Origin of the sequence: Nocardia sp. NPDC059240, assembly GCF_042753865.1 — a bacterium.
In the GTDB taxonomy this organism is placed as follows: domain Bacteria; phylum Actinomycetota; class Actinomycetes; order Mycobacteriales; family Mycobacteriaceae; genus Nocardia.
Map to the genome: position 1 here is coordinate 111,057 of NZ_JBHZAC010000001.1, position 25,464 is coordinate 136,520.

The 25,464-nt window shown below is 68.6% G+C and carries 27 protein-coding genes; 17 read left to right on the plus strand and 10 right to left on the minus strand.

From position 1 onward, the window contains the following. Positions 1-180 precede the first annotated feature (180 nt). Entirely contained in the window at positions 181-639 is a 459-nt protein-coding gene (locus tag ACFXHA_RS00535) for a hypothetical protein (RefSeq protein ID WP_379351866.1), read from the plus strand. Between the two features lie 82 nt (positions 640-721). On the opposite strand, the gene ACFXHA_RS00540 is transcribed toward ACFXHA_RS00535, so the two are convergent. Further along, positions 722-2,452: a GMC oxidoreductase gene (locus ACFXHA_RS00540; RefSeq protein ID WP_379351867.1), complete on the minus strand. Its 1,731-nt coding sequence runs from the start codon at positions 2,450-2,452 to the stop codon at positions 722-724. Between the two features lie 101 nt (positions 2,453-2,553). On the opposite strand from ACFXHA_RS00540, the gene ACFXHA_RS00545 reads away from it, so the two are divergent. After that, a complete protein-coding gene (locus tag ACFXHA_RS00545) occupies positions 2,554-3,231 on the plus strand; it encodes a MerR family transcriptional regulator (RefSeq protein WP_379351868.1) in 678 nt (225 codons plus the stop codon). A gap of 11 nt (positions 3,232-3,242) precedes the next feature. Here ACFXHA_RS00545 and ACFXHA_RS00550 read toward each other — a convergent pair whose 3' ends face one another. After that, positions 3,243-4,595: a family 1 glycosylhydrolase gene (locus tag ACFXHA_RS00550; RefSeq protein WP_379351869.1), complete on the minus strand. Its 1,353-nt coding sequence runs from the start codon at positions 4,593-4,595 to the stop codon at positions 3,243-3,245. 313 nt (positions 4,596-4,908) lie between these two features. Here ACFXHA_RS00550 and ACFXHA_RS00555 point away from each other — a divergent pair, with 313 nt between their 5' ends. Further along, positions 4,909-5,334: a group 1 truncated hemoglobin gene (locus ACFXHA_RS00555; RefSeq protein WP_379351870.1), complete on the plus strand. Its 426-nt coding sequence runs from the start codon at positions 4,909-4,911 to the stop codon at positions 5,332-5,334. Here ACFXHA_RS00555 and ACFXHA_RS00560 read toward each other — a convergent pair. The 3 genes from ACFXHA_RS00560 to ACFXHA_RS00570 all read right to left on the minus strand — a co-directional run bounded on the left by ACFXHA_RS00560 (position 5,331) and on the right by ACFXHA_RS00570 (position 7,577). Then, positions 5,331-6,665: a family 1 glycosylhydrolase gene (locus ACFXHA_RS00560; protein WP_379351871.1), complete on the minus strand. Its 1,335-nt coding sequence runs from the start codon at positions 6,663-6,665 to the stop codon at positions 5,331-5,333. The two genes, ACFXHA_RS00555 and ACFXHA_RS00560, sit on opposite strands and share 4 nt — an antisense overlap. Positions 6,666-6,732: 67 nt before the next feature. Beyond that, positions 6,733-6,930 carry a hypothetical protein gene (locus tag ACFXHA_RS00565; RefSeq protein WP_379351872.1) on the minus strand — a complete coding sequence of 66 codons (198 nt, stop codon included), beginning with the start codon at positions 6,928-6,930 and terminating at the stop codon, positions 6,733-6,735. A 5-nt stretch (positions 6,931-6,935) separates the two neighbouring features. Continuing rightward, positions 6,936-7,577, minus strand: a complete 642-nt coding sequence (locus tag ACFXHA_RS00570; protein WP_379351873.1) for a hypothetical protein — start codon at positions 7,575-7,577, stop codon at positions 6,936-6,938. Positions 7,578-7,731: 154 nt separating this feature from the next. Between ACFXHA_RS00570 and ACFXHA_RS00575 the strand changes: the two genes are divergently transcribed. The 3 genes from ACFXHA_RS00575 (at position 7,732) to ACFXHA_RS00585 (ending at position 9,841) form a co-directional block, all read left to right on the plus strand. Then, positions 7,732-8,445 (plus strand): RNA polymerase sigma factor, encoded by a 714-nt coding sequence (locus ACFXHA_RS00575; protein WP_379351874.1) that lies wholly within the window; start codon positions 7,732-7,734, stop codon positions 8,443-8,445. A gap of 107 nt (positions 8,446-8,552) precedes the next feature. After that, positions 8,553-9,008 carry a helix-turn-helix domain-containing protein gene (locus tag ACFXHA_RS00580; protein ID WP_379353389.1) on the plus strand — a complete coding sequence of 152 codons (456 nt, stop codon included), beginning with the start codon at positions 8,553-8,555 and terminating at the stop codon, positions 9,006-9,008. Between the two features lie 86 nt (positions 9,009-9,094). Beyond that, positions 9,095-9,841 carry an aquaporin gene (locus ACFXHA_RS00585; protein ID WP_379351875.1) on the plus strand — a complete coding sequence of 249 codons (747 nt, stop codon included), beginning with the start codon at positions 9,095-9,097 and terminating at the stop codon, positions 9,839-9,841. On the opposite strand, the gene ACFXHA_RS00590 is transcribed toward ACFXHA_RS00585, so the two are convergent. From ACFXHA_RS00590 to ACFXHA_RS00610, 5 genes are all read right to left on the minus strand, one after another. Then, positions 9,798-10,781 carry an alpha/beta fold hydrolase gene (locus tag ACFXHA_RS00590; RefSeq protein ID WP_379351876.1) on the minus strand — a complete coding sequence of 328 codons (984 nt, stop codon included), beginning with the start codon at positions 10,779-10,781 and terminating at the stop codon, positions 9,798-9,800. The genes ACFXHA_RS00585 and ACFXHA_RS00590 overlap by 44 nt on opposite strands. Before the next feature lie 141 nt (positions 10,782-10,922). Continuing rightward, positions 10,923-11,570: a class I SAM-dependent methyltransferase gene (locus ACFXHA_RS00595; protein ID WP_379351877.1), complete on the minus strand. Its 648-nt coding sequence runs from the start codon at positions 11,568-11,570 to the stop codon at positions 10,923-10,925. A gap of 66 nt (positions 11,571-11,636) precedes the next feature. Further along, positions 11,637-13,112, minus strand: a complete 1,476-nt coding sequence (locus ACFXHA_RS00600; protein WP_379351878.1) for a HEAT repeat domain-containing protein — start codon at positions 13,110-13,112, stop codon at positions 11,637-11,639. A gap of 43 nt (positions 13,113-13,155) precedes the next feature. Then, positions 13,156-14,127 (minus strand): aldo/keto reductase, encoded by a 972-nt coding sequence (locus tag ACFXHA_RS00605; RefSeq protein WP_379351879.1) that lies wholly within the window; start codon positions 14,125-14,127, stop codon positions 13,156-13,158. 107 nt (positions 14,128-14,234) lie between these two features. Then, on the minus strand, positions 14,235-14,981 hold the full coding sequence (locus tag ACFXHA_RS00610; protein ID WP_379351880.1) for an IclR family transcriptional regulator: 747 nt from the start codon (positions 14,979-14,981) through the stop codon (positions 14,235-14,237). 197 nt (positions 14,982-15,178) lie between these two features. Between ACFXHA_RS00610 and ACFXHA_RS00615 the strand changes: the two genes are divergently transcribed. The 11 genes from ACFXHA_RS00615 to ACFXHA_RS00665 all read left to right on the plus strand — a co-directional run bounded on the left by ACFXHA_RS00615 (position 15,179) and on the right by ACFXHA_RS00665 (position 25,452). Continuing rightward, positions 15,179-16,216, plus strand: a complete 1,038-nt coding sequence (locus ACFXHA_RS00615; RefSeq protein ID WP_379351881.1) for an NrtA/SsuA/CpmA family ABC transporter substrate-binding protein — start codon at positions 15,179-15,181, stop codon at positions 16,214-16,216. 214 nt (positions 16,217-16,430) lie between these two features. Further along, a complete protein-coding gene (locus ACFXHA_RS00620; protein WP_379353391.1) occupies positions 16,431-17,291 on the plus strand; it encodes an ABC transporter permease in 861 nt (286 codons plus the stop codon). Further along, positions 17,288-18,022 (plus strand): ABC transporter ATP-binding protein, encoded by a 735-nt coding sequence (locus ACFXHA_RS00625; RefSeq protein ID WP_379351882.1) that lies wholly within the window; start codon positions 17,288-17,290, stop codon positions 18,020-18,022. The genes ACFXHA_RS00620 and ACFXHA_RS00625 overlap by 4 nt, the downstream gene beginning before the upstream one ends. Beyond that, complete coding sequence (locus ACFXHA_RS00630; protein WP_379351883.1) at positions 18,019-19,044, plus strand: ABC transporter substrate-binding protein; 1,026 nt, start codon at positions 18,019-18,021, stop codon at positions 19,042-19,044. The genes ACFXHA_RS00625 and ACFXHA_RS00630 overlap by 4 nt, the downstream gene beginning before the upstream one ends. Next, positions 19,041-20,093, plus strand: a complete 1,053-nt coding sequence (locus ACFXHA_RS00635) for an LLM class flavin-dependent oxidoreductase (RefSeq protein WP_379351884.1) — start codon at positions 19,041-19,043, stop codon at positions 20,091-20,093. The genes ACFXHA_RS00630 and ACFXHA_RS00635 overlap by 4 nt, the downstream gene beginning before the upstream one ends. After that, positions 20,090-21,295, plus strand: coding sequence for an LLM class flavin-dependent oxidoreductase (locus tag ACFXHA_RS00640; protein WP_379351885.1), 1,206 nt, complete (start codon positions 20,090-20,092; stop codon positions 21,293-21,295). The genes ACFXHA_RS00635 and ACFXHA_RS00640 overlap by 4 nt, the downstream gene beginning before the upstream one ends. Beyond that, positions 21,292-22,236 (plus strand): ABC transporter substrate-binding protein, encoded by a 945-nt coding sequence (locus ACFXHA_RS00645; RefSeq protein ID WP_379351886.1) that lies wholly within the window; start codon positions 21,292-21,294, stop codon positions 22,234-22,236. Before ACFXHA_RS00640 ends, ACFXHA_RS00645 begins: the two co-directional genes overlap by 4 nt. Positions 22,237-22,516: 280 nt before the next feature. Further along, positions 22,517-24,106, plus strand: a complete 1,590-nt coding sequence (locus tag ACFXHA_RS00650; RefSeq protein ID WP_379351887.1) for an ATP-binding protein — start codon at positions 22,517-22,519, stop codon at positions 24,104-24,106. Continuing rightward, on the plus strand, positions 24,103-24,537 hold the full coding sequence (locus tag ACFXHA_RS00655; RefSeq protein WP_379351888.1) for a roadblock/LC7 domain-containing protein: 435 nt from the start codon (positions 24,103-24,105) through the stop codon (positions 24,535-24,537). Before ACFXHA_RS00650 ends, ACFXHA_RS00655 begins: the two co-directional genes overlap by 4 nt. Then, positions 24,534-24,881 (plus strand): DUF742 domain-containing protein, encoded by a 348-nt coding sequence (locus ACFXHA_RS00660; protein WP_379351889.1) that lies wholly within the window; start codon positions 24,534-24,536, stop codon positions 24,879-24,881. Before ACFXHA_RS00655 ends, ACFXHA_RS00660 begins: the two co-directional genes overlap by 4 nt. Further along, positions 24,856-25,452, plus strand: a complete 597-nt coding sequence (locus tag ACFXHA_RS00665; protein ID WP_379351890.1) for an ATP/GTP-binding protein — start codon at positions 24,856-24,858, stop codon at positions 25,450-25,452. Before ACFXHA_RS00660 ends, ACFXHA_RS00665 begins: the two co-directional genes overlap by 26 nt. Positions 25,453-25,464 lie beyond the last annotated feature (12 nt).

A 25,464-nucleotide genomic window follows, 5' to 3' on the forward strand; every position in this document is an offset into this window, starting at 1 on the left:
GATACACCGAACCCGCAGGGAGATGGGAACTTCAGCGTTCCGAATTCGCCCTGCGCTGGTGATTGACCCAGACGGCCCCTACGATGGCACGCGCAGGGCGGTTCGTGAAAGAGGGGATCGTCCGGCACCCTTGGTACCGGATGGTTGCTGACTGGTAGGGGCTCAATGAACGCCGCGAACGTGAAATTGCTTGTGTGGGAGTGCGACAACACCCTGTGGGACGGGGTGGTGTCCGACTCGAGTGCCGGTGCGCTGCGCGCCGATGCCGCGCGCTCGCTGCGCATCCTGGCCGAGCGTGGCGTCATGCACGCCATCGCCTCGCGCGGTGAATGGGCCTGGACGGTAGAACAATTGCGCCGCCACGGGGTCGCCGAGCGCTTCGCCGCGGTCGAGGTCGGCTGGGGTCGCAAGTCCGCGGCCATCACCCGGATCGCCGAAACCCTGGGCGTCGGCCTGGACCAGGTCGGCTACATCGATTCCGAGCCGCTCGAGCGCAGCGAGGTCGCCCACGCGTTGCCGCAGGTGCGCTGCTACGCCGCCCGCCACGTGGATGTGCTTGCCGCGCTGCAGGAATTCCGCGCGCCCATCGGTGACGTTCCGCCGCCGACCTCGCCGATGGCTCACATTCACGCCCGCTGAGCGGGACTGTCGGACCACTCACCGGACAGCGAAACGGACCCGCTGAAACCGATCGGCGGGCCCGCTGCTGTATCGAAGGGTGTCAGGCCGGGGTGGACTTGCTCTCGCCGCTGCGGATCTCGACGATCGGCAGCACCAATGCCGCCGGGGCGCTCGCGGGGACCATCGGCTGCTTGGGTGCAATGGGTGCAATGCGGGTGTAGCCCGCGTCCTGTGACGGCCGGGTGTCGGCCTCACCGTTGTTGGGCCACAGCGCCGCGGCGCGCTCGGCCTGCGCGGTGATGGTCAGCGACGGGTTCACGCCCAGGTTCGCCGAGACCGCCGCCCCGTCGACCACGCTCAGCGTCGGGTAGCCGTACACGCGGTGATACGGGTCGATGACCCCGTGGCCGGCATCCGCGCCGATCGCCGCGCCACCCAGGAAGTGCGCGGTCAGCGGGATATTGAACACCTCACCCCAGGAGCCGCCCGCCACGCCGCCGATCTTGTCGGCGACCGCGCGGGTGACCTGGTTGCCCGCCGGGATCCAGGTCGGGTTCGGTTCGCCGTGGCCCTGTTTGGAGGTCAGCTTGCGGCCGAACACACCGCGCTTGGTGTAGGTGGTGATCGAGTTGTCGAGATGCTGCATGACCAGCGAGATGATGGTGCGCTCGCTCCAGTCCTTCACCGACATGAACTGCAGCAGCGTCAGCGGATGCAGCAGCACCGTCCACAGGAACCGCAGCCAGCGCGGCAGCTTGCCGCCGCCGTCGACCATGAGCGTCTGCAGCAGGCCCATCGAATTGGAGCCCTTGCCGTAGCGGACCGGTTCGATATGCGTGTCGGGGGTCGGGTGGATGGAGGAGGTGATGGCCACGCCGCGCGTGAAATCGATGTCCGGGTTCACCTTGCGGGTGGCCGCGCCGACGATGGACTCGGAGTTGGTGCGGGTCAGCACACCCAGCCGCTCCGACAGATTGGGCAGCACGCCCTTGTCGCGCATGGCGAACAACAGCTGCTGGGTGCCGCGGGTACCGGCGGCGAGGATCACGTGCTTGGCGGTGTAGGTCTTGGGCTGCTTGCGCACCCAGGTGCCGGTGCGTTCGGTCTCCACGTCCCAGGTGCCGTCCGCCTGCGGGCGCACGGTGGTCACCGTGGTCATCGGGAACACCTGCGCGCCACCGGATTCCGCCAGATACAGGTAGTTCTTGACCAGGGTGTTCTTGGCGTTGTGGCGGCAGCCGGTCATGCACTCGCCGCATTCGATGCAGCCGGTGCGGCGCGGGCCCGCGCCACCGAAATACGGGTCGTCGACGGTCTTGCCCGCCTCGCCGAAGAACACGCCGACCGGGGTCTGCACGAAGGTGTCGCCCACGCCCATGTCGTCGGCGACCTGCTTGAAGATCTCGTCGGCCGGGGTCATGTGCGGGTTGGTGACCACACCGAGCATCTTGCGAGCCTGCGTGTAGTACGGCATGAGCTCGTCGTGCCAGTCGGTGATGTCACGCCACTGCGGGTCGGCGAAGAACGGCGCGGGCGGGACATACAGCGTGTTGGCGTAGTTGAGCGAGCCGCCGCCCACGCCGGCACCCGCGAGGATCAGCACGTCGCGCAGCGGGTGGATGCGCTGAATGCCGAAGCAGCCGAGCTTGGGTGCCCACAGGAACTTCTTGAGATCCCAGCTGGTCTCGGGCAGCTCGTCGTCGGCGTAGCGCTGACCGGCCTCGAGCACCCCGACGCGATAGCCCTTCTCGGTCAGCCGCAGCGCGCTCACACTGCCGCCGAATCCGGATCCGACGATGAGGACGTCGAAATCGGTGTCGCGTTGGGTCATGGGTTCTCCCTGTGTCGTCGTCGACAGTGTGGCGGCGGTTACGCTAACGCGGACAGTTGCCACTGTCAACGTACGCCGGTAGCGGTATCTATGCTGTTCGCGTGGACCGATACAGCCGACTGCAACTCGCGGAACTCAGCGGGGTCGCCGCCCGCACCATCCGCTACTACCACTCGGTCGGCGTGCTGCCCAAGCCCGGACGCGCGGGCAAGGAAGCCGTCTACGGTCCCGAACATCTCGAACGGCTCTACGCGATCACCGCGATGCAGGCGCGCGGACTGCGACTGGACGCGATCCGCGAGGTGTTCGACGCCGAGGTGCCCGCCGACGGGGACTGGCGTGAGGTCTTCGACCCCCGCTACAGCGGCGACCCGGAGGCCGGAACGGTGCTCGACGACGAGGGCCTGACCGCGTTGCTCGGCGATCGCCGCCCCGAGGTCCTGGAAGATCTGGTCGCCGCGGGCTACCTCGAACCCGACGGTGACCGCTGGCGGGTGCCCGAACCGGCCATGTTGTCGGGCGCGCTCATCCTCTACGACGTCGGTACCGATATCGCGCTGTCGGGCGTGCTGCGCAAGCTGATTCGCACCCACCTCGCCGCCCTGGCCGACGACATGATCCGGGTCATCCGCGAAGCCTCCGGCGCGGAGTACACCGGCGAAGGGGTGGGCTACGACCTCGACCGCTTCCGCGACCGCTTCCGGACAGCGGCGCACGAGGTCGGCGGCGCGACACTGGTGGAGGAAATCGAGCGGGCCGTACGCGAACTGGATCGCTGAGCCCGCCCGCATCAAGGGGCCGGGGTCGCGGTGGGAACGGTGACGGGGGAGTCGCAGCTGGCAGGGGGGTCGACCAGGCGGCAGTCCGCGGGGAAGCGCACCGGCTCATAGGCACTCGGCACGCCACCGGCGGTGATGATCTGGCGGTAGGTGTCCACGCCGTCGGTGGGCTTGCGTGCCAGGTTCGGATCGGTGAGTGCGTCGACGCTGTAGAGGCCGAATCGCGGTGTGTAGGAACCCCACTCGTAGTTGTCGGTGAGCGACCAGTAGTTGTAGCCGACGATGTTCATGCCGTCGGCCTTGGCGCGGGAGAGCCAGTAGACGGTGTCGCGCAGGTGATCGGAGCGGGTGTAGCCGTCGGCGCGCGGCTTGCCGTCCTCGGTCGGCATGCCGTTCTCCACCACCCACAGCGGCTTACCCGGGAACTTCTGTGAATAGTGTTGCAGCGCATAGTAGATGCCCTCGGGCCGGATCGGCAGCTCCCACATCCCGGCCGGCGGTGCGGCCGAGCCGTCGGGCAGGTTCACGGCATTGGATTTCGGCGGGTCGTAGGCGAAGTAGTAATCCACGCCGATGAAGTCGAGCTTGTCGCCGATGCGGTCCATGAGCGGTCCGTTGACCTGCGATTCCGCGCCCGCCACGTAGCCGACATTGCTGGTGACCAGCGCCTTGGGCTGCACCTGGTGGATGTAGTCGTAGATCTGGTTGTGCACCTGGGCGACCTTGTCGAGCATGTCGTCGGCGTTGGTGTCGTTCTGGCGCACCTCGTGCATGATGTAGGCGACCGGCTCGTTCACGGTGACCCACACCGGATTTCGTGAGGTGTAGCGGTCGACGACCTTGCGGGCATTGGCCATCCAGTCCTCGACGATGCCCGGATTGCGCCAGCCGCCGCGGTCGGCCTCCCAGCCGGGATACACCCAATGGTCCAGGGTCAGCATGGGTTCCATGCCGTTGGCCACGATGTCGTCGATGACCTGGTCGTAGAAGGCGAAGCCCTGCTCGTCCCACACGCCCGGTTCGGGTTGCAGCCGCGCCCATTCGATGCCGATGCGGAACACCTTCACCCCGAGGCTCGCGGCCAGCGCGATATCGGTCTGGTAGCGCGAGCGGAAGTCGATGGAGTTGCGGTAGCGGTCCCACCCGGTGTTGGCGTCGATGTAGTGCATCCAGTTGCTGTCGGGCGCATGGCCCTCGGACTGGAATCCCGAGGCGGCCACACCCCACAGGAAATCCGACCCCAGCCCGCCGCGCACGCCGGGCGTGGACGGGGTGGCCGGGGTGGCCTGGGCGACACCCACCGGCAACAGCGTCGCGGCCGCGGCGAGCCCGGCCAGAACGAGGGCGTGCAGGCGTCTGCGCATCGGGGCTTCTCCTCCGGGACGGTGGTCGGAATGTCCCGATTCGGAGCGTAGCTGTCAGTTAGCTGAAATCCGGGGCAGCGCGGGGCGTGTCGCGGGGTGCGATTGCCCGGCCGGTGCGCCGGTCGGAGGACGGATTTCCGGTCCGGAAAACCGGTGCGAGCAACCTACCAGCCGCTTTGCGCGCACTCGTGCGATCGGCGGTGTCGTGGACCACTGCGCCGCGCCTACTGTTCGAGTCGTACCGGCCTGTGGCCCAAGCAGTTCCAGGAGGGGGAGTCACAGTCCGGTGCAAACACTCAGAGAGGGATGGGATATGCCCAGCATCTATGACCGCATCGGCGGCGGCCCCGCGCTCATCGCGGTGGTCGACGACTTCTACCGGCGGGTCCTCGCCGACGCGGATCTGGCCGGCTTCTTCACCGGTGTCGACCTCGAACGCCTCAAACAGCGCCAGGTCGAATACTTCTCGACGGTGCTCGGCGGCCCCGCGGTCTACACCGGGGCGTCACTGCGGCGGGTGCATCAGGGGCTGGGCATCACCCGCCGTCACTTCGACCGGGTGGTGCGGCACCTCACGGCCGCACTCTCCGGCGCCGGGGTGTCGCCGGAGGATGTGGACCTCATTGTCGAGGCGCTCGGGCCGCTGGCCGACGACATCGTGACCACCCGTCCGCCGCGCGGCCGGCACCGCCGCAGCGGATCCCGAATATGGGTGTGGTCGAGCGCGATCGGGAGCTAGTTCGGGGCGGCGACCGGATCGGCGCAGCTGTCGAGGGCGTCGACGAGCGAGCAGGTCGTCGCGGGCCGGGTGGGGAGGTACCCGGCGGGGACGCCGGTGTCGTGGGTGATCGCGCGGTAGGCATCCACGGCATCGGTGGGGTGGCGGGTCAGGGCCGGGTCGGTCAGCACGTCGACGGTGTAGAGGCCGAAACGTGGGGTGTAGGAACCCCATTCGTAGTTGTCGGTGAGGCTCCAGTAGTTGTAGCCGATCACGTTCATGCCGTCGGCCTTCGCGCGCTGCAGCCAGTAGACGGTGTCGCGCAGGTCGTCGGCGCGGGTGTAGCCGTCGGCGCGGGGCGCGCCGTTCTCGGTCGGCATGCCGTTCTCCACGATGTAGAGCGGCTTGCCGGGGAAACGATCGGCGAAGTGGCGCAACGTGTAATAGATGCCGTCGGCCTGCAGCGGCAGCTTCCACAGCTCCGAGGCCGCGAACGCGCTGTACTGGGCCGCGACCGCGGGGGACAGGCCGTAGTAGTAGTCGATGCCGACATAGTCGAGTTTGGCGGCGATGAGATCGAGCATGCCGCCGTTGACGATCGGATCCGCGGCGGGCACGTAGGCGACATTGCTGGTCACCATCGCGTCCGGTTGGCGGGCGTGGATGTAGTCGTAGATGCTGTTGTGCGCCTGGGCCAGTCGCGCCTGCATGGTCAGGATGTCGGTGCTCGGCAGCCCGCCGTTGCGAGTTTCGTTGAGGATGTAGGCGAAGGGTTCGTTGATGGTCACCCACATCGGATCCGCGGCGATGTAGCGGTCCACGACCATGCGCATGTTCGTCAGCCAGTCCTCGACCATGCCCGGGTTTGCCCAGCCGCCGCGATCCGCCTCCCAGCCCGGGTACACCCAGTGGTCGAGAGTGATCATCGGCCGCATGCCCGCCGCACGCACGGCGGCGATCACCTTGTCGTAGAAGGCGAATCCGTTCTCGTCCCACACTCCGGGCTGCGGTTGCACCCGCGCCCATTCGATGCCCAGCCGATAGGTGTTCACGCCCAGATCCTTGGCCAGCGCAATGTCGGCGACATAGCGGTCGTAGAAGTCGACGCTGTCGCCGTAGCGGTCGTAGTCGGGGTGATCGGCCACATAACGTCGCCAATTGCTGTCGGGCGCATGGCCTTCGCTCTGGAAGCCCGACGCCGCCACACCCCAGTGGAAGTCCGCGCCCAGCGCGGGCAGCGATTCCGGCGCGGGACGCGCGGCGGCCGTGCCCGCGAACGACGCGCTCGCGAACAGCGTGGTCGCGGCGACGGTCAGGGCGGCGACAGCGTGGCGGCGGGTGTACGCGCGCATGGCACTCCTCATCCGGCGGAGAGTGAATTGAGCAGGCGACCAGCATTATTGCCGACGTGGGCCCGCCTCAGCCGGGGTTCTCGGGAATCGACCCAGCCGGGCGCGTCGGCCCGTCGGCGCAAGGCTGACGCGGGCGGCGGGCGATGGTGGTTGCCACGGCCGTTGTGGCGACGACGATCTCGGCCCCGTCGCAGTAGCCGCGTAATACGCGAAACCGCGCCCGGCCGTGGCAGGCGGGCGCGGTCTGGTTACCGGATATCGGCACAAATCTCACTCATCGGGCTCGTCGGTGTGCGGTTCCGGGTGGCCGGGGTACACCGGGTGACCCGGGCGGGGCGGCTGATGGCCGCGGCCAGGCGTCAGTGGGCCGGGCGCCAAGAGGTCGGGGCTCGGGGTAAATGCGCCGGGGCCGGGTGCGAAAGGGCCGGGGCCCGGCGCCTGCGGGCCGGGGCCGTGCGGCGGGTGGCCGGGGTTGGCGTGGTCGCCGAAGGGCCAGCCGGGGACCGGCGGCATGCCCGGAATCTGTGGCATCCCCGGCACTTTCGCCCAGTCGGGCAGCTCCGGCATGGGTGGCGGCTCGGGCATGGGTGGCATTTCGGGCATCGGGGGAATCGGGAATCCGCCTGCCGCGCCGCCGAAGCGCTGGAACGCGGCCTGGCGTGAGGTGCCGAAGATGTCGCCGATCTCGGCCCAGGTGCGCCCTTCGTCGCGGGCCTGGCGCACCAGCGAGCGCAGCACGTCGTCAACGACCCCATCCAAGCTGCGAGCCGCGCGCAGGGCCGCCATCACCGAGGGTGCGGCCTTGCCCTCGGCGGGCCGCAGCACCTCGGCGACGAATTCGGCATTGGTGGACAACAGTTTTGCCAGGATCGCGCCCTCGTCGGCGGTATCTCTGTGCGATGGATCACTCATATGTAAATGCTGCCTTTACATGAAACAGCCTGTCAAGAAACGATTTACACCCTCGCGGATACTGGCCATTAGCTGAAAGAGGGGCACCATGTTTGCCCCCGCTATAACGTGTTCGTCAGCGAGCAGGAGGTGCAGGGGTGAGGACACCTATAACATGACCGATCCCGAGAGATATTCGGTCGACCAGGAGCTTTTCGAACTGGTTCGCAAGGCCGGATGTACGGGTCTCGCCTGGAAACTATTGGCGGACAGACTGGTTCGCCACGGGTTGGCGGTGCTCGGGCCGTGGATACGCAGCGGCTGGATTTTCGTGGTGGCCGAGCAGAAGCGCATGCCGCTGCGGCCCACCCCGCAGGAGCGACTCTTGGTGGAGACCCGCTTCGCCGAAGACTTCGTGCAGGAGACCGTCACCCGCGCGCTGGAACGCTTCCGCCGCAACATCATCGACGGCGTCGGGTGGGACCCGGACCAGGGCAGCAGTCTGGCCAGCTATTTCATCGGGGCGTGCGTGCTGGCCTTCGTCGAACAATTCCGGCGCAGCCGCCGCACGGGGGATCTCTACCAGTTCCAGGCCGTCAGCACGGTGTCCATCGTGAGCGAGGACGGCCCGGACCTGATGGCCGTACTGGCCTCCACCGAAGATGTGGCCGGTTCGGTGGTGGAACGGCTGGCCTTCCGCAGCCGCCTCGAGGGGCTGAGCGAACGCGATCGCGGACTGGTGTGGGGCAAAGCGATGGGATTGCGCGGCAGCGAGATCCAGCATCTGTTCGACTTCCCCTCGGTGAAAGCGGTCGAACAGCGCTGGGCCAGACTCAAACGCGACCACGGCTGGATGACCGGCCTCGACGGCAAGGAGGCGGACCGATGAGCTCCGACGCCCCCGACCTGGTGGCCCGCATCGCCGAACTGCTCGAGCGGTCCTCCCTCAACGAGCCCGCCCTGCAACGGCTCTACGAGCGCATCCCGCACCGCATCGTGCCCCCGCCGGCCCCCCGGGACTCGGCGCCCACGGTCGCCCCGGACTTCGCGGTGCGGCTCAACCGGCTCTTCGCGGCCGTGCCCAGCCCCGGCGAACGCCCCCGCACCAACTCCGAGGTGGCCGCCCAGCTGACCGCCTGGGGCCATCCGATCTCCAAGCCCTACCTCAGCCAGTTGCGCGCGGGCACTCGCACCGACCCGTCGGGCGCGACGATTCTGGCTCTGGCACGCTTCTTCCGCGTGCACCCCGATTACTTCGCCGACGAGGACCACGCATCCGTCGCCGAGCAGGACTATCTGCTGTTGACGCGACTGCAGTTCAACAGCCTGCGTGAGCTCTCGACGCGGGCGTTCGACCTGAGTGAGGAATCCCAGAATCTGCTCACCACCATGGCCGATCGGCTGCGCATCACCGAGGGGCTGCCCGAGGTGGGCATCGGCGGGACGGACTGACCGGACCGGCGAAACCGACCAAATGTATTCGATATATCTTCCCGTCGGCGGGTCCCGGGAAAGCGCAGGTCTGGCACTGTAATTGGGTGCCGAACCAGGACCTGATCGATCCCGCCCGCGAACAGACCGCCCCGCTGCCGGGTGCGGTGACGCTGGGTCGTCGGCTGGTCGCGGAATTCGCCGGCACCGCCGCCCTCGCGGCCGTGGTGATCGGTTCCGGCATCGCCGCGGAGCAACTCTCGCCGGGCGATATCGGCCTGCAGCTGCTGGAGAACTCCACCGCCAGCGCACTCGGCCTGGCCGTCCTCATCCTGGCCTTCGCCCCCATCTCGGGCGCTCACTTCAATCCCGTGGTCTCCCTGGCCGATTGGCTCGGCGGCCGCCGCACCCGCACCGGCCTGACCACCCGCGAACTCGGCGCCTACGTGTCGGTGCAATGCGCGGGTGCGGTGCTCGGAGCGCTGCTGGCCAACGCCATGTTCGACCGTCCCGCACTGCAAGTGGCCACCCATCACCGCGTGACCACCGGCCACCTGCTCGGCGAGCTGCTGGCCGCCGCAGGCCTCATCGCCGTCGGCTTCGCCGCCGCCCGCCGCGGCCAAGCCACCACCGCGATCGCCGTCTCCACCTACATCGGCTCGGCCATCTGGTTCACCAGCTCCGGCTCGTTCGCCAACCCCGCCCTCACCCTGGGCCGCATGCTCTCCAACTCCTTCACCGGCATCGCCCCCGCTTCGGTCCCGGCCTTCGTCGCGGCCCAAATCCTCGGCGCTCTAGCCGGTCTCAGCCTCATGACTCTGCTCTATCGTCCAGCTGCGCGATCAGCTCGGTGATGATCTGGACATAGCGCTTCGGGTCGACGGAGTGCAAGCTGTGGGCGGCGTCCGGCAGTGAGATGTAGACGACCGGGTTGCCTGCGGATTCGATGATCCGGCAAGCACTTTGGGCCTGCGGATCGGTGATCGCTCCGAAAAGGCGACCGGTATCGGGATCGATGGTGCGGAAATGGTGGGTGAACCCGACCGGCACGCGGACGTGGGCGAGCATGCTCGCGTGGTCACAGCCGGTGTTCGCGCTGTCGTCGGCCCAGGCCCGAGCCCATTCGGGGTCGTACTCCCGGAGGTTCTGCGGCGCGTCGGGGACCGCGTCGTCGTCGCGCTCCCCGAACATGGCGCTCATTCCGGCGAGCATGTCGGCGGGCAATTCGGTGGGCAGGGCCCGCATCAAACCGGCATAGTCGCCGATCGACCATTGATCGCCCAGCCATTTCGCGCGGACGGCGAACAGCGGGGCGACCGCCTGATACGAGCCCGGCCCGAACTTCGGTGCCGCCTCGGAGGTGAACAGCGGCGGGTCCTCGAGAATGACCGCACGGATCTGACCCGGCTTGGCATAGGCGGCGAGCCACGCGGTGAACACGCCCCCGGCGGAGTTCCCGGCCACCAAGGTCGGGCGGCCGATCACGAGGTCGATGAATCGGACCAGGTCACCGCCGACGTTGTCGATGCTGTAGCGACCGGGCGTCCAGCTCGAGCGGCCATGCCCGCGTACGTCCACCGCGTAAACCTGGAATTCGGGGGACAGCAGGCGAATGGCTTCTTCATACGTCCACCAGGAGTCGCCGTTGCCGGGAACCAGCAACAGCGCCGGTGAGCTCGGGTCGCCTTCGACGACGTAATTCATGCGGACCTCGCCGAGATCGACGATGTGCTCGGCGAAGGCGTGCGGCACGAAAGTGTCGGCGCGGTCCGCGATTTCGAATGTGCGCATCATGGTCGGTCCTCTCGCTGGTTGACCTGCGGTTTCAGGGATCGGCGTACGACACTTACGCTACGAACCAGCTAGGACAGAAACAGTCCTAGCTGCTGCCGGTGAGACGAGGATCGCATCCCGGCCTGTAGTGGACGCCGAGGCTCACCCGCGCCGCGCGAGAATGATTCCCCCGAGTTTGCTCTCGGCCGAGGTGAGGGTTCTGAATGACTCGACGGTGAAACCGGCGTCCTCGAGCCAGGTACACATGCGGTTGACCGGGCGACGATGAACATGAAGGTTGATCGGGTGCCCGCCATAGCCCTGGCTGAGCAGCTGCGACTCGTCTCCGACGTGGAAGCCGAGCAGCAGCGGCCCGCCGGGCGGCAGCACGCGCTGGAAATGCGCGAGGACCGCACCGATCTCGTCATCCGGGATGTGGATTAGCGAATACCACGCGAGCAGCCCCGCCACCGAGGCATCGGGCAGCGCAAGTTCCGTCATGGAGCCGACCTCGAACCGAATGCCGGGATGATCGCGCCGAGCCACCTCGATCATGGCCGGCGACAAGTCGATTCCGAACACATCGACGCCCAGCCGACTCAAATGACCGGCAATCCTGCCTGTCCCACATCCCACATCGGCGACCTCGCCCCGACCCCGCACCAGATCCGCGAACGACGCCAGCACAGCCCGCTCGTCAGGTGTTTCATCCAGCAGATGACGCGTCAGATCCCCGTAACTCTCAGCCACGCTGTCATACGACCACCGCGTATCCTCCAGCCAGGTAACAGATTTCGCTTCGCTCCCCATCATCGCAGGCTACCAACCCCGAACCGGAGCGAGCTCGCGCCCATCGAGGTCGGAAAGGCGATGTGATTATCGGTCGGCGAGACTGGCCAAGGCTGCTGCCATGTGCAGGTTGTCGACGCCGCGTAGGGCGTTGGCGGCGGGTGGCGTGTGGCCGGAGGCTTGGCAGCCATACAGGACGTGGGTGTGCACCGCCCAGGTTAGTAGCGGCGGTTCCGCGAGCAGGGGCAGTAGTGGTTCGATGTGGTCGCCGAGGAGGCGCACCGCCTCGACGCGGACGCTTTCCCGAAGGTCGTTGCGCGCCAACTCGATCAGGCGGTCGTCGAGTTCGCCGGGTGGGGTGTGGGCGGCGCAGGTGGCCAGTGCTTCCCGTCCGCGGGTGCTGGCGACCTCCCCGGAAAGGATCAGATCCCAGGTGAGCGTGGCGATCTCGGGGGAAGGACGCACGAATCGCAAGTCGTAGACCGCGGATTTGCGGACGACTTCGTGCGGGTCCTGGGTCAGGGTGAGCAGTGCATCCACCTCGTTCCAGCTCGATAATGCACGGCAGCACCCTGACCGCACCTGAGGATCCGGGTGGCCGGACAGAAAGGCCGCCAGGGCGGAGCGGTCAGCGGCAGGTATCTCGCTCCAGTGGTCGTGGTGGGGGTGGCCGCTGTGCAGGGCAGCCAGTTTCGGCTGCCACGGGCCGTCGGGATCGGAGTACATGGCGAATATCTCCGCGCTCGACGGCGCGGCGGGTTTGGACCACCGCGGTGCCGGCTGCCCGGGCGTCGGCGCGGCATCGGGTACGGTCGGGCCGAGTAGGTCGGCGACCGGTTCGAGCCACTGCTCGAGTCCCGACCGATGATCCTCGAAATCGCTGAGCAGTCCGGCCGCGGCATCTCGTGCCGCGTCCGCTCGAGCGTCGTCGCCCCGGGCGAGCTCGTGCAACAACCGCAGCGTGGCCCGGCTGCTGTAGTAACGCAGCGAATCGATTGCGGCACAAGCGACCTCGGTGTTGCTTTCGGTGGCGGCCCGGTGCAGGCCCGGCTCGGCAGCCACCGGTTCGTCCCAGCCCAGCTGATAGGCCACGGTCCGCCTGATCGCTGGGTCGGGGTGGTCGAGGGCGGCAATCGAGTACTGCTGCCAGTGCGGTTCCTCAAAGGTGGCGCCGATGCCGATCAGCGCGTACCGATGCAGGACGTGGTTCGGGTCGCGCAGAACCGGTTCGAGCAGGTCGGCTTCCCCGCGAGCAGCCTCTCGCAGCACGCTGGCACGCACTACGTCATCCCCGTTTTCCCACCAGGCGCGCAATTCGGCCCCCTCCGGGAACATCTCGGAGTCCTCCAACGCCCGCAACGCCGCCCGCCGCACCTCGACCGGCCGATCCAGGTCCAGCCCGATCCGGCCCAACGGCACCACCGCGCGCGGGTCCTTGACCTGCGCCAGCGCGTAAACGATCTCCCACCGCTCCGGTTCTCCGACGCCAGGATCGGCAAGCTCCCGAATCAACTCGAAGGTCGCCGACCGATCCTGCTGCTCGGTGATCCGATCCAGTTCCATCCCGATACCCTAGATTCCGCCACTCGACGGCCTACGGATTCGGCTAGGTGGTGCGGGTGGTGGAGGGGACGGCGAAGGAGGTGCGGTCGCCGGACCAGCCGTCGGCGGGGACCAGCTTCTCGAGTTCGGCGAGGTCCTCGGGGGTCAGGTCAACGGTTGCGGCGGTGGCGTTTTCGAGGATTCGGGAGGCGTGCCGGGTGCCGGGGATGGGGACTACGTCGGGGCCCTGAGCGAGGAGCCAGGCCAGGGCCAGCTGGCCGGCGGTGATGCCGAGGCGGGTGGCGAGGTCGCGGAGGGCGGCTACCTGGGTGAGGTTGTCGGTGAGGTGGTCGCCTTGGAAGCGGGGGTCGTTGCGGCGGAAGTCGCTGGTGGCGACGGTGCTCGAGTCGAGGGTGGCGGTGAGGAGGCCGCGGCCGAGGGGGCTGTAGGGGACGATGCCTACGCCTAGTTCGCGGGCTGTGGGAATGATGTCGTGTTCGGGTTCGCGCCAGAGCATCGACCATTCGAATTGAACGGCGGCGATGGGGTGAGCCGACACCGCTTCGCGGAGCTGGGCGGGGGTGGCTTCGGAGATGCCGAGGTGGCGGACCTTGCCCGCGGTGACCAATTCGGCCATGGCGCCGATGGTTTCGGCGACCGGGACCTCGGGGTCGATGCGGTGCAGGTAGTACACGTCGATGATGTCGCGGCCGAGCCGCTGCAGCGAGGCGTCGCAGTAGCCGGCCACGTGCTCGGGCTTGCCGTCGAGGCCGACACCGGCCTCGGTGCGGATGATGCCGAATTTCGTTGCGATGTGGACGTCGGTCCCGGCGAGCGCCTGGCCGACGAGCTGTTCGTTGTGGCCGCGCCCGTAGCTCATGGCGGTGTCGAACAAGGTGATTCCCGCGTCGACGGCGGCGCGGATGGCCGCGGTCGATTCCGCGTCGTCGGCGGCACCGTATCCCTGGGAGAAGCCCATGCAGCCGAGTCCCACGGCCGACACCGTCAAACCGTCTCCGAGCCTGTGTTCACGCATGCCGCCCATGCTGTCAGCATCCGGTCGTCGGCTGCCACTCGATTGCGATGAAAAATGTTGTTCCGCTACCGCATTGGCGCAGCAGGACCCGCCGATGGCGGGCAAGTTCAGCCGGTAGCGAAGCGGGCCGCGATGTCGGCGGCTGTCACCCGGGCCAGATCGACCAGGAAGGGCAGGCGCTCGGGGACCATCAGGGTGGTCGGTCCGCGCAGCCCCAAGGCGAATCGGACGGGGGTGTCGGGGATCAGGATGGGGACGGCCAGCGTGCGGAAGCCCGGATCGAGTTCCTCGTCGTTGTAGGCGTAGCCGTGCTCCCGGGTGATGGTCAGCTCGCGCCGCAATTCGGCTGCGGTGGAGACGGATCGGTCGGTGCCCTCGTCGTAGGGAAGCGCCTCGAGTTCGGTGTCGGAGGCGTCGTTCCACGCCAGCAGGGTCTTGCCGAGCGCGCTCGCGTGCAGCGGCAGTCGCACCCCCTGCAGCCGGTGCCCGTCGGTGTCACGCCAGCGGCTGGTGGCCAGCAATACCGCGTGAATGCTGTGGCGCGAGGCCAGTGAGGCGCTGGCACCGGTGGTAGCCGCGAGCTGTTCGAGCGCGGGCTCGGCCAGATAGATCCGGTGCTGGCGGTAGGCGATCTGACCGTATTCGGCGAGCGCGCCGCCCATGCGGTAGCGACCGGAATCGTCGTGCTTGTCGAGGAATCCGGCCTGCACCAGCGCGGTCAGCAGTCGATGCGTGGTGCTCACCGCGAGCCCCTGCTGCCGCGCCACTTCCGAGACCCCGCGCCATTCACCGTCCCGGAAACAGTCGAGCACCGACAGGGCACGGGCGACGGTCTGCACTCCGGGGGCTTCCACGGCTCGGACGCTAGCACAGCGCCAAGCCATCAGCTTTCCACTATTTGGAAAGCGGAACGCGAAACGGCCATAACGTCTTCGAACAATCCGTGTCAACCCTTCCGATCCTCGGAAAGCATTCCCTCGCCGCGGCCGGTCGCGATCCCTACTGTCCCAGAGCATCGTTGGACAGTTCCGAACGGAAGAGGTGCCCCACCATGTTCCGCACGCGCCGGCCACGCCGTTGGCGTTACGCCCTCGTCTTGGCTCCCGTCGTCGCCCTGGTCGCCGCGTGTGGCTCCGCCTCCACCGACGCGGGCGGGTCCGAGCTGGTGCTCAAGGTCGTCGATCCCGGCAATGCCGGGCCGATGGCCGTCGGCAAACGCGACGGTACCTTCGACAAGGCCCTCGCACCGTTGCACGCCCGCGTCGAATGGGTCACCACCACACCGGGTTTCAGCTCCATGCTCAAGCTGTTCAACACGAGAGAACTCGACGTCTCCGACGCCGCGTTCAGTCCGGTGGTAGGCGCGCTGTCCAAGGACGTCGCCGTGCGCATCGTGTCGGTGTCGGATCCGGCGGGCAAGGATCAGAGCGGCATCCTGGCCGCTGCGGGCTCCGGGATCGCCTCGGTCGCCGATCTGGCGGGTAAGCGCGTCGCGGTGAATCCGGCGGGCAAGGGCGAATACATTCTGCTGCGGGCGCTGGCCCAAGCGGGCGTGCCCGCCGACAAGGTGACCCGAGTTCCGTTGCAGCAGAAGGACGCCGCCACCGCGTTCGCCACCGGCAAGGTCGACGCCTGGGCCTCGTTCCTGGTGCCCTACCAGGAGGCCAAGGCCAATGGCGGCCGCGAGATCGCCACCGAGGCGTCCATCGGCTCCAAGGACAACTCGGTGTTCGTCTTCCGCACCGAGGTCGCCGACAAGCATCCGGATGTCGCGGCCAAGTTCCTGCAGACCGTGCAGCAACTGGTCACCCAGCAGCGCGCCAATCCCGCTGACTTCCAGAACGTTTTCGACAAGACCGGTCCCCGCGCGCTGAGCGGCGACCGCCTCGCCGATGCGATCCGCCTCGGCAGTCAGGCCACCGTGCCGCACCTGCCCACCGACTCCGACGCCGCCGATCTCGCGAGCATCGTCACGCTGTTCCGCGACAACGGCGTCATCGGCCGCGACATCACCGCCGCCGACATCTTCTACGACCTGAAGTCCAAGCTCAGCTCCGAACAGCTGACCGGACTGCAGCCCGGGAGCTGACATGACCGCCTCTTCCGCCACTCGGGCAACACTCCCGGCGCAAAGCGCGCCCGGGGCAAGCGCCGCAGCACATTCCGGCACTACCGACCTCGGGGGCGAGGCCGGTGGATCGGCCGAAGTCCTCGCGTCCGTCGAGAGCATCCCTGCGGACGTGGCAGGCATCACCGACGCACAGGCCACCGTCGACCCAATCGGTGCGGACGTGGCGGGCGTCGTGGACGCCCCGGCCGGGACCGCCGCGCACGCCGACGCGGACGCGACGAGTACGCCCGGGCTGGCCCCGCCGCGCCTGCGTGTCGAACGGCGCAGGCCCGCTTGGCTTTCCGTGCCGCTGCGATTCCTACTGCCCGCCTTGCTCATCGCCGCGTGGTGGATCGGCTCGGCGACCGGTGCCCTGTCCCCGCAGGTGCTGGCCGGTCCGCCCAAGGTGTGGTCGGCGCTGACCGAGCTCGCGCGCAGTGGCCAGCTGGCCGACTTCGCGGCGGCCTCGTTCACCCGCGCCGCGCTCGGAGTCGCGCTGGGGGTGGGGGCCGGGCTGGGGCTCGGCCTGGTCGCCGGACTGTCCACCCTTGGTGAGGAATTGGTGGATTCCACGCTGCAGATCGTGCGCGCGGTCCCGTTCCTGGCGCTGGTGCCGCTGTTCATCGCCTGGTTCGGTATCGACGAGCTGTACAAGGTGCTGCTGATCGCGGTCGCGACTATCGCACCGATGTATGCCTACACCTACCTGGGTGTGCGCAATGTCGACCGCAAGCTGGTGGAGGCCGCGCGCGGGTTCGGGCTCACCGGGCCCCGGCTGGTCCTCGAGGTGATCCTGCCCGCCGCGTTGCCAAGTGTGCTCATGGCCTTGCGAGTGTGCCTGTCCATCAGCATCACCGGGCTGATCGCCGCCGAACAGGTCGGCACCACCGAGGGCGTCGGCTATCTGGTGACCCTCGCGCAGGAATACAACCGAACCGACTACATGGTGCTGTGCGTGGTGCTCTACGCGCTGCTCGGCCTGGTCTTCGACGGCGCGGTCCGCCTGGTGGAACGCTTCGCCATGCCGTGGCGGCGACAGGTGGCCCTGCGATGACCGACGCGCTCGCGGTATCACTCACCGGACTGCGGAAATCCTTCGGCGACAAGGTGATTCTCGACGGCGTCGACCTGAGTATCCGCCGCGGCGAATTCGTGGTGCTGCTCGGCCCCAGCGGTACCGGCAAGACAACCCTGCTGCGCTTGCTGACCGGCCTTGAACAGCCCGACTCGGGCACGGTGCTGGTCCCGCCCGCCCGCACCACCGTCTACCAGGAACCCCGCCTGGTCCCGTCCAAACGCGTGCTCGCGAATGTCACTATCGGGCAACGCCGTTCGCGCGAGAGCCGCGCGGCCGGACTGCGCGCCCTGGCCGAGGTGCACCTCGACGGCAAGGCCCGCCAATGGCCCGCCACCCTCTCCGGCGGCGAGGCCCAGCGTGCCGCGCTGGCCCGCGCCCTGGTCCGCGAACCCGACCTGCTGTTGCTCGACGAACCCTTCGCCGCGCTCGATGCCCTCACCCGGCTGCGCATGCAGGACCTGGTCGGCGACCTGGTGGCCCGCCACCGCCCGGCCGTGCTCATGGTCACCCACGACGTCGACGAGGCGATCCGCCTGGCCGACCGGGTGCTCATCCTCGACCGCGGCCGCTTCGCCGTCGACCAGGTCATCGACCTGCCCCACCCGCGCGACCGCACCGACCCGGCCGCGCTGCGCTACCAGTCCGCGTTCCTCGCCCAGCTCGGCGTCGGCCCCACCGGCATCGACAACCCCAGGAGCACACCATGACCGACACCCTCTGGTACACCCGCTGCCCGGTGCCGACCGCCAGCGGCCTGGCCCACAGCCTGGGCTGGCTCGGCGAGGACGCCGAACGCCACGGCCTGACCTTCGGCGTCCTGCAGGACGCCGGACCCGAACTCGCCGTCCGCCACTTCGACCACGACCTGCCCGGCCTGATCCGCGAGGGCGGCAACGTGCCCGCCCTGGCGGCCCGCGCCAATGGCTCACCCACCCGCCTCATCGGCCTGACCTGGATCGACGAGGCGCAAGCCATTGTGGTGGGCCCGAATTCGCAGGTCTCGACGCCCGCCGAACTCGCAGGGCTGAGGGTCGGCATCCCCGCTTGGGCCCGAGATCAGGCCCGCAGTTTCCCGCGCGCCATGGCCCTGCACGGCTTCGCCAACGCCCTGCGCCTTGGCGGCCTGACCCTCGCCGATGTCCGCGTGACCGAACTCGCCGTGGAGCCGAACCCGCAGGTGCGCACCGAGATCCAGTCCCGTGATCGGAGCGTCACCTGGGGCGTCGAACAACTTCTCGACGGCACGGTCGACGCAATCTACGTCAAGGGCGCCCGCGCCCAGGAGGTCGCCGCCGCGCACGGCCTACGTGTTGCCGTCGACCTCGATGCCACTCCCGCCAAGCGCCTGCGCGTCAACAACGGCACCCCGCGCCCGCTGACGGTCCACCAGCACCTACTCGACACCCGCCCCGACCTCGTCACCGGTTTCCTCGCCCAAACCCTGCGCGCCGCCGACTGGGCCACCACCCACCACGATGACGCCGCCGCGGTGCTGCAGCGCGAAACCCTTTCCGGCCCTGAAGGTGTCACCGCCGCCTACGGTCCCGACTTCCACCTCGGCCTGCACCCGTCCCTGGACGAGGAACGTCTGCACCTGCTCGCGGTCCAGAAGCAATTCCTCTACACCCACGGCTTCCTGCCGACCGACTTCGACCTCGAATCCTGGGTCGCCCCGGAACCCCTCGCCCAAGCCCGCGCCCTCGTCGCCGCCGGATCGGCGGCGGCATGACCGAATTCGTGTGGCGGCTGCCTACCCGCCCGGACGGCCGTCGTGCCGAGCCCGCCCTGCGCAGGCGCGGCGAGTCCGGCCGGTTCGGGCCATTCGACCAGGTGCACCAGGTCGTGAACGCGGCCGAACTGGTCGGCGCGGACGGGGTTCTCGCACCCTACGATCCCGCGGGCGAGGAGTCGTGGATCGTCGCGGGCGGCGCGCTGCGGGCGACCCGGCATGCGCGGGTGATCGTCGAATTCCATCCCGGTTTCGGCACACCCGTGTACGCGGCCAAGGTTTCGGCCACGCTGCAACGACTTTCGGCGGGACGGCTGGGCTGGCATCTGGCGGTGGAGACCGATCCGGAGGAGGCGCGGCGGCGCGGGGACGTGCTCGCGGGTAACGACCGCTACGCGCGAGCCGCGGAATTCCTGACGGTGGCGCGCGGTGTCTGGAACGAGAACGCGGTCGCCCCGGCCGGTTTCGCCGGCACCGGATTCGACTTCGAGGGCGAATACTACGAGGTCGGCAATGGCGGATTCCGGGGCATCCTGTCGGGCCTCCCATTCCCTACGGTCTATCTCAGCGGTGCTTCCGCAGCGGCCCTCGAACTCTCGGCCCACCACGCGGACGTGCACGTCTTCACCGAATCGGCGCAAGGGGTCCACGAGCCTCTCGCGCGATTGCGCGAACAGGCCACCGCGGCCGGGCGCACCGTGCGCGCGGGCATCGAGGTGCCGGTGATCGCCCGCGAGACCGAATCCGAGGCGTGGGCTCGCGTCGAAAGGCAATGGCACGAACTGCATCCCGACGGCCCGGACCCCCACTCGCTGGATCTGGGCGACGGCCGCTGGTCGGGCTTCACCCACCTCGGCTACCCACAGCCCGTCGGGCTGATCGGCAGCTACGAGCAGGTGGCTCAACGGCTTCGAAGCTACACCGACCTCGGCATCGACACCGTCGTGCTCTCGGGCCACCCGCACATCGAGGAGCTCTACCGGGCCGGTGAACACCTGCTGTTCCGCGTCGACCCCACCGGCCGCACCCTGCAGGAGACCACCGCATGACTATCGACATCTATTGGCGCATCGGCATGGAAGGCGATCACGCCTCCCTGCGCACCCCACGCCGCTACAACCGCGGCCACGCCGGCGGCTACGGTCCGGGCAATATCGCCCCGGCCATCCGGGACGGCGCACTCGACGGCTACAGCTATGTCGATCACGCGGCCGCCGTCGCCCGAGCCTCGGAGTCCGCCGGATTCCTGGGCGGGCTGCTGCCGTCGTTCCCGATCACCGAGGACCCGTGGGCGGTGGCCGCCGCCTTGGCGCGTGAGACCACCACCTACCGGTTCATGGTCGCCTTCCAACCCGGCTTCCTGCACCCGGTGCAGGCCGCCCGCATGTCGGCGAGCCTGCAGCGCGCCACCGGCGGCCGACTCGTCTACAACATCATCAGCGGCGGCGGGGGACCGGCCCAACTGTGGTGGGGCGACAAGGTTTCCCACGACGACCGCTACGCCCGCACCAGCGAATTCCTCGACGTGCTGCGCGGCGTGTGGGACGGCGAGCCCTTCGATCATCGGGGCCGGTTCTTCCATACCGAAGGCGCGGCGCTACCGCCGCAGCTGGCGGGCCAGCCGTTCCCGGAGGTGTACTTCTCCGGCTCCTCACCTGCCGCAGTCCAGGCCGCCGGCCGGCACGCCGACTACTACCTGTCCTGGCTGGAATCCTTCGCTGATCTCCGAACCAAATTCGACGGCGTCCGCGCCCGCGCCGAACACAGCGGCCGCACACCGAAATTCGCCGTCCGCATCGACATCGTCGCCCGCCATACCGAGGAAGCCGCCTGGGCCGAGATCGAGAAGGGCTGGGCCTTCGTCGACCGCGACGCCGCCAACCGCGCCGCGGCGGGCGATTCGGTCGGCGCGGCCCGCATCCAGGGCTGGGTGCCCGAAACCATTACCGGCTACCGGGATCTCGAAGTCCAGCCCAATGTCTGGTGCGGCTTCAGCCTGATTCGCGGCGGCCCGGCCTTCGGGCTGGTGGGCAGCTACGAACAGGTCGCCCAGCGCCTCGACGAACTGATCGACCTCGGCGTGGACGCCTTCATCCTGGCCGGAAACCCGCACCTGGAGGAGGCATATCGCGTCGGCGAGGAGGTGCTGCCGCTACTGGGCCGTTCCCGGCTGACCGCACCCGACGGAATTGCGCACGACGACATTCCCCACAACCACCCGGCAATTCACGTACACCAGGAGATTTCATGAGCATCCGCGTCGGCTACTTCCCGCACAACAATTCGCTGTTCGTCCTGCGTCATCGAGGCATCCTCGAGCGCGCCCTGCCCGACGTGGAATGGGTCGACCTGCGAGCGCTGCCCAAGCCGGAGCCGGTCGACGTGAAATCCGCACTGCCGTCCCAGCATTCGGACTGGCTGTTCACCGACGGCGGCTACGACGTCATCGGCACCGGTTTCACCCCGCCCATCACCGCCCTGGGCAACGGCCGCGACATCGTCTACATCGGCATCTCGGGTCCGCGTATCGAGAACGGCCGCCTCGTCACCCTCGCCGACAGCGGCCTCGAGACGGTCGCCGACCTGCGCGGCAAGCGGGTCGGGATCGCCCACGGCTCCTGGCAGACCACGCTGCTGCTGTTCGCCCTCGAACGCGCCGGACTCGGCTGGGCCGATATCGAACCGGTCGACACCGACATCCATGACGGCGCTCAACTGCTGCGCGCCGGGGACCTCGACGCGTGGGTCGGCGCGTATCCCGCGCTGGCCGCCCTGGAATCGGCTGTCGCACTGCGCACGCTGGTCGACACCGAGACCGTGTTCAGCCACCCGTCGCTGTGGTTCACCCGCCGCGATTTCGCCGAGGCACACCGCCCCGAGCTGGAGGCGATCATCGCCGCCCTGCAGGAATCCGACGCCTGGATCGCCGAGAACCCACGTGCCGCAGCGCAATACTTCGTCGACGACCTAGTGTCCCGCGGCGGCACCGCCGATCTCGACGCCTGGGAAGCCGCCCTGCGCGGCCGCCCCTTCGGTCTGGGCCCCGTGACCACCGAATTCCTCGACGAACAACAGCACGCCGCCGACCTGCTCGCCACCAACGGCCTGCTGCCCCGCCGCATCGAGGTTCGCGACGCCCTCCTGCCCTGGATCGCCGACGCGGTGACCGGCAGCCGGGTGGTTGCTGGCTGAGCGTCCGCTCGGTCTCGACGGTTTCGGTGATGCGGGTTAGCCCGGACATGGCTGGTGGTCGGGTGACCAGCTCGCGGTGCGTGGACCTCGGGCTGGGACCGCCGCACCGGGCGAGATCTTCCGGAGCGAGGGTTCGCGGTGCGAATCCCACCGAAATGACGACAGGCGCAGTCGGTTCGAGTTGCGGTTTGCTCACCGATACCGAAAGGTTCGGGGAGACAGAGGATTCTGCTATGGTGGCTCCGCCGATTTCAGGATCGGTCGGACGACAAGAGAATTGATGAATCAAGACACTGCCGTACTGCTTTCCTGGGTTCTTGCCGCCGCGCTACTACTCGCCGCGGTCGGGCTTTTCCTGCTGTGGCGCGCCTTGCGCGCCGAGCGCGAGCGGGTTGCCGCCTTGCTTGCCGAGCAGGTCGACCGCGATGCCGCCGTCGAGGACATGATCGCGAATCTGACCGACAATGTGCTGCCCGCCATCGGAGCCGCCGTAAGACGCTCGGATCCCGACAATCCGACCGTTGACCTGCCCATCGTGCTGGAGCGCACGCGCATCGCGGAACTGGTGTGGCAGTGGACCGCCCGCTGCGGCGAAGAGTTGCTGAAGGTCGCCACCGAGACCCGTGACCGGGTCCGCCGCGAGGGCGAGACCGAGACCCAGCTCGCGCTGGCTACGGTCGAGTCCGAACGGCAGACCGCCGTGGCACAGGCCGAGGAGATGGCTCAGCTCGCCATCGCACGGTCGGAGGAGATGGCGCAGATCACCATCGCTCAGACCGAGGAGATGGCGCAGCTGAGCATCGCCCAGACCGAAGAGGCCGCCCGGGTGGCGATCGCGCAGGCGGGCGAGTCGTCGCGAATGGCGGTCGTCGAGGCCGCCGACTCGGCCCGCACCCAGGTCGAAGGCTCGGCGCGCGAGGCGACTTCGGCGGCCGTGCGTGCCTTCGGCGCCTCCGTGGTGAGCCTGGGCGCGGACGTCAGCCAGGTGCTCAGCGCCGCGCTGCGCAAGCACCGCAATGACGAGACCTTCGAAACCCTCACCCGCATCGACCATTCCGTGCAGCAGATGATCCGTCAGGCGCAGTCCTACGTGATCGTTTGTGGCGGTCTGCCCGGTCGCCGCTGGCCGCAGCAGTCCCTCACCGATGTGGTGGGCGGCGCGACCGGACGTGTCCGCGACTACACCCGCGTGCGTGCCACCGAGCTGGACCGCCCGGTCATCAGCCGCGTGGTGGAACCGCTGGTGCACACCATCGCGACCCTGCTCGACAACGCGCTGCGCTACTCGCCGCCGACCTCCTACGTGGACATCGGTTTCCAGGAGGGTCACCACGGCATCACGGTGATCATCGACGACGCCGGGGTGCGGATGAACCCCGAGCAGCTCGAGGAGACCCGTCGCGTGCTGGCCGGCGACCAGATCGTCGATGTGCACGCGCTGGGGCCCACGCCGCGAGTCGGATTCCCGGGTGTGGCCGCGCTGGCACGCCGCTACGGGTTCTCCGTCTACGTCGACGGACCCAACATGTACGGCGGCATGCGTGCCATGGTCTTCATCCCCGAGACGCTGCTGGCCGCGCCCACACCGGTCGTTGTCGCCGCGCCGACCCCCGTTCCCGTACCTGTCCCGGTGCCCGCACCGGACCCGGAACCCACGCTGGTGGCCATGGAATCGGTACCGCAGGACCTCACCACCGGCGGCCTGCCCAAGCGGCGCCGCCGATCCGCGTCGGTGTCCGCGGCGGCCACCGTCCGCGCGGTCGAAGCGGACTCCGGTTCCGCGCGCACCGATATCGCCGCTGCCTGGCACAGCGGCTCCCAACGCGGTCGAGCGGCCGCGTTCGAGCACTCCGAAGGGATGACATCGTGACCGGCACGCCCGCGACGGCAGTGAGTGAGATCAACCGGTTGGGTTGGTTGCTCGACGATCTCGAAGTGCCCGGAGTCCGGTTCGCCGTCCTGCTATCGGAGGACGGGCTACGCATCGCGCACACCGGCGGCGTCACCATCGACGACGCCGAGCGCTTCGCGGCGGCCGCCTCCGGACTGCGTGCCCTCGGCAAGGCGCTGGCGGAATTCTGCGGCGGCACCGCCGATAACGCGGTGCGCCAGAACATGACCGAGTACGCCGACGGCATGATCTTCATCACCGCCGCCGGAGCCGGTGCGCTGCTGGGTGTTTCGACCACCCAGGACGTGGACGTCAGTCTGGTCGCGCACCGCATGAACGAACTGGCTCTCCGCGTCGGCCGGGAACTCGGCAGTATGTCGCGGACCAGGAACGACCTGCCGCGGTCATGAGTCGGCCGCGGCGCGATCCAGATCTGGTCCGGGCGTATGTGCGCACCGGCGGCAGATCGCGTCCCACCCGGACGCTGGATCTGATCAGTCTGGTTGTCGCGGTGGCCGATCCGGCCCCCGGCGCCTCTCCGGACGCGCGCCGGATCCTGCAGCTCGCCCGCCGCGGCGTGCTGACGCTGGCCGAACTGGCGGCGCATCTGGACCTGCCACCCTCGGTCGTCAAGATCGTGGTGGCGGATCTGCTGGACAGTGGTCACCTGGCCATCCCCACCCCCGTGGAGACGTTGCCGGGCAAGGCCCTCTTGGAGGAGGTACTCGATGGACTCCGCGCTCTCTCCGCATGAGCGCGTCGTCGACTATGTGCCGCAGACCGTCACCCGCACCGTAAAGCTGCTGGTGGCTGGAAACTTCGGCGTCGGGAAGACCACGTTCGTGGGCAGTGTGTCGGAGATCCGGCCGCTGCGCACCGAGGAGACGATCACCGAGGCCAGCGTCGGCGTCGACGATATGGCCGGCCTACCCGGGAAGACGACCACCACGGTCGCCATGGATTTCGGCCGCATCACCGTCAATCCGCGTTTGGCCCTGTACCTTTTCGGCACCCCCGGCCAGCGCCGCTTCGTGCCGATCTGGGAAGACCTGGCCGTGGGGGCCCTGGGCGCCCTGGTCCTCGTCGACACCCGCCGCCTCGACCGCGCCGACGAATCGCTCTCGATTCTCGAAGAACGCGGCGTCCCGTACGCGGTGGCCGTCAACGACTTCGAAGGCGCCCCCCGCTACCCCCTCGACGAGGTCCGGGACGCCCTCGACCTCGACGCCGGCACCCCCCTCATGCGCCTCGACGCCCGAGACCGCACCCCCTGCTTCCACTCCCTCATCACCCTCGTGGAACACCTCCTCGAAACCCGCGTCTGACCCCGGCCGCGT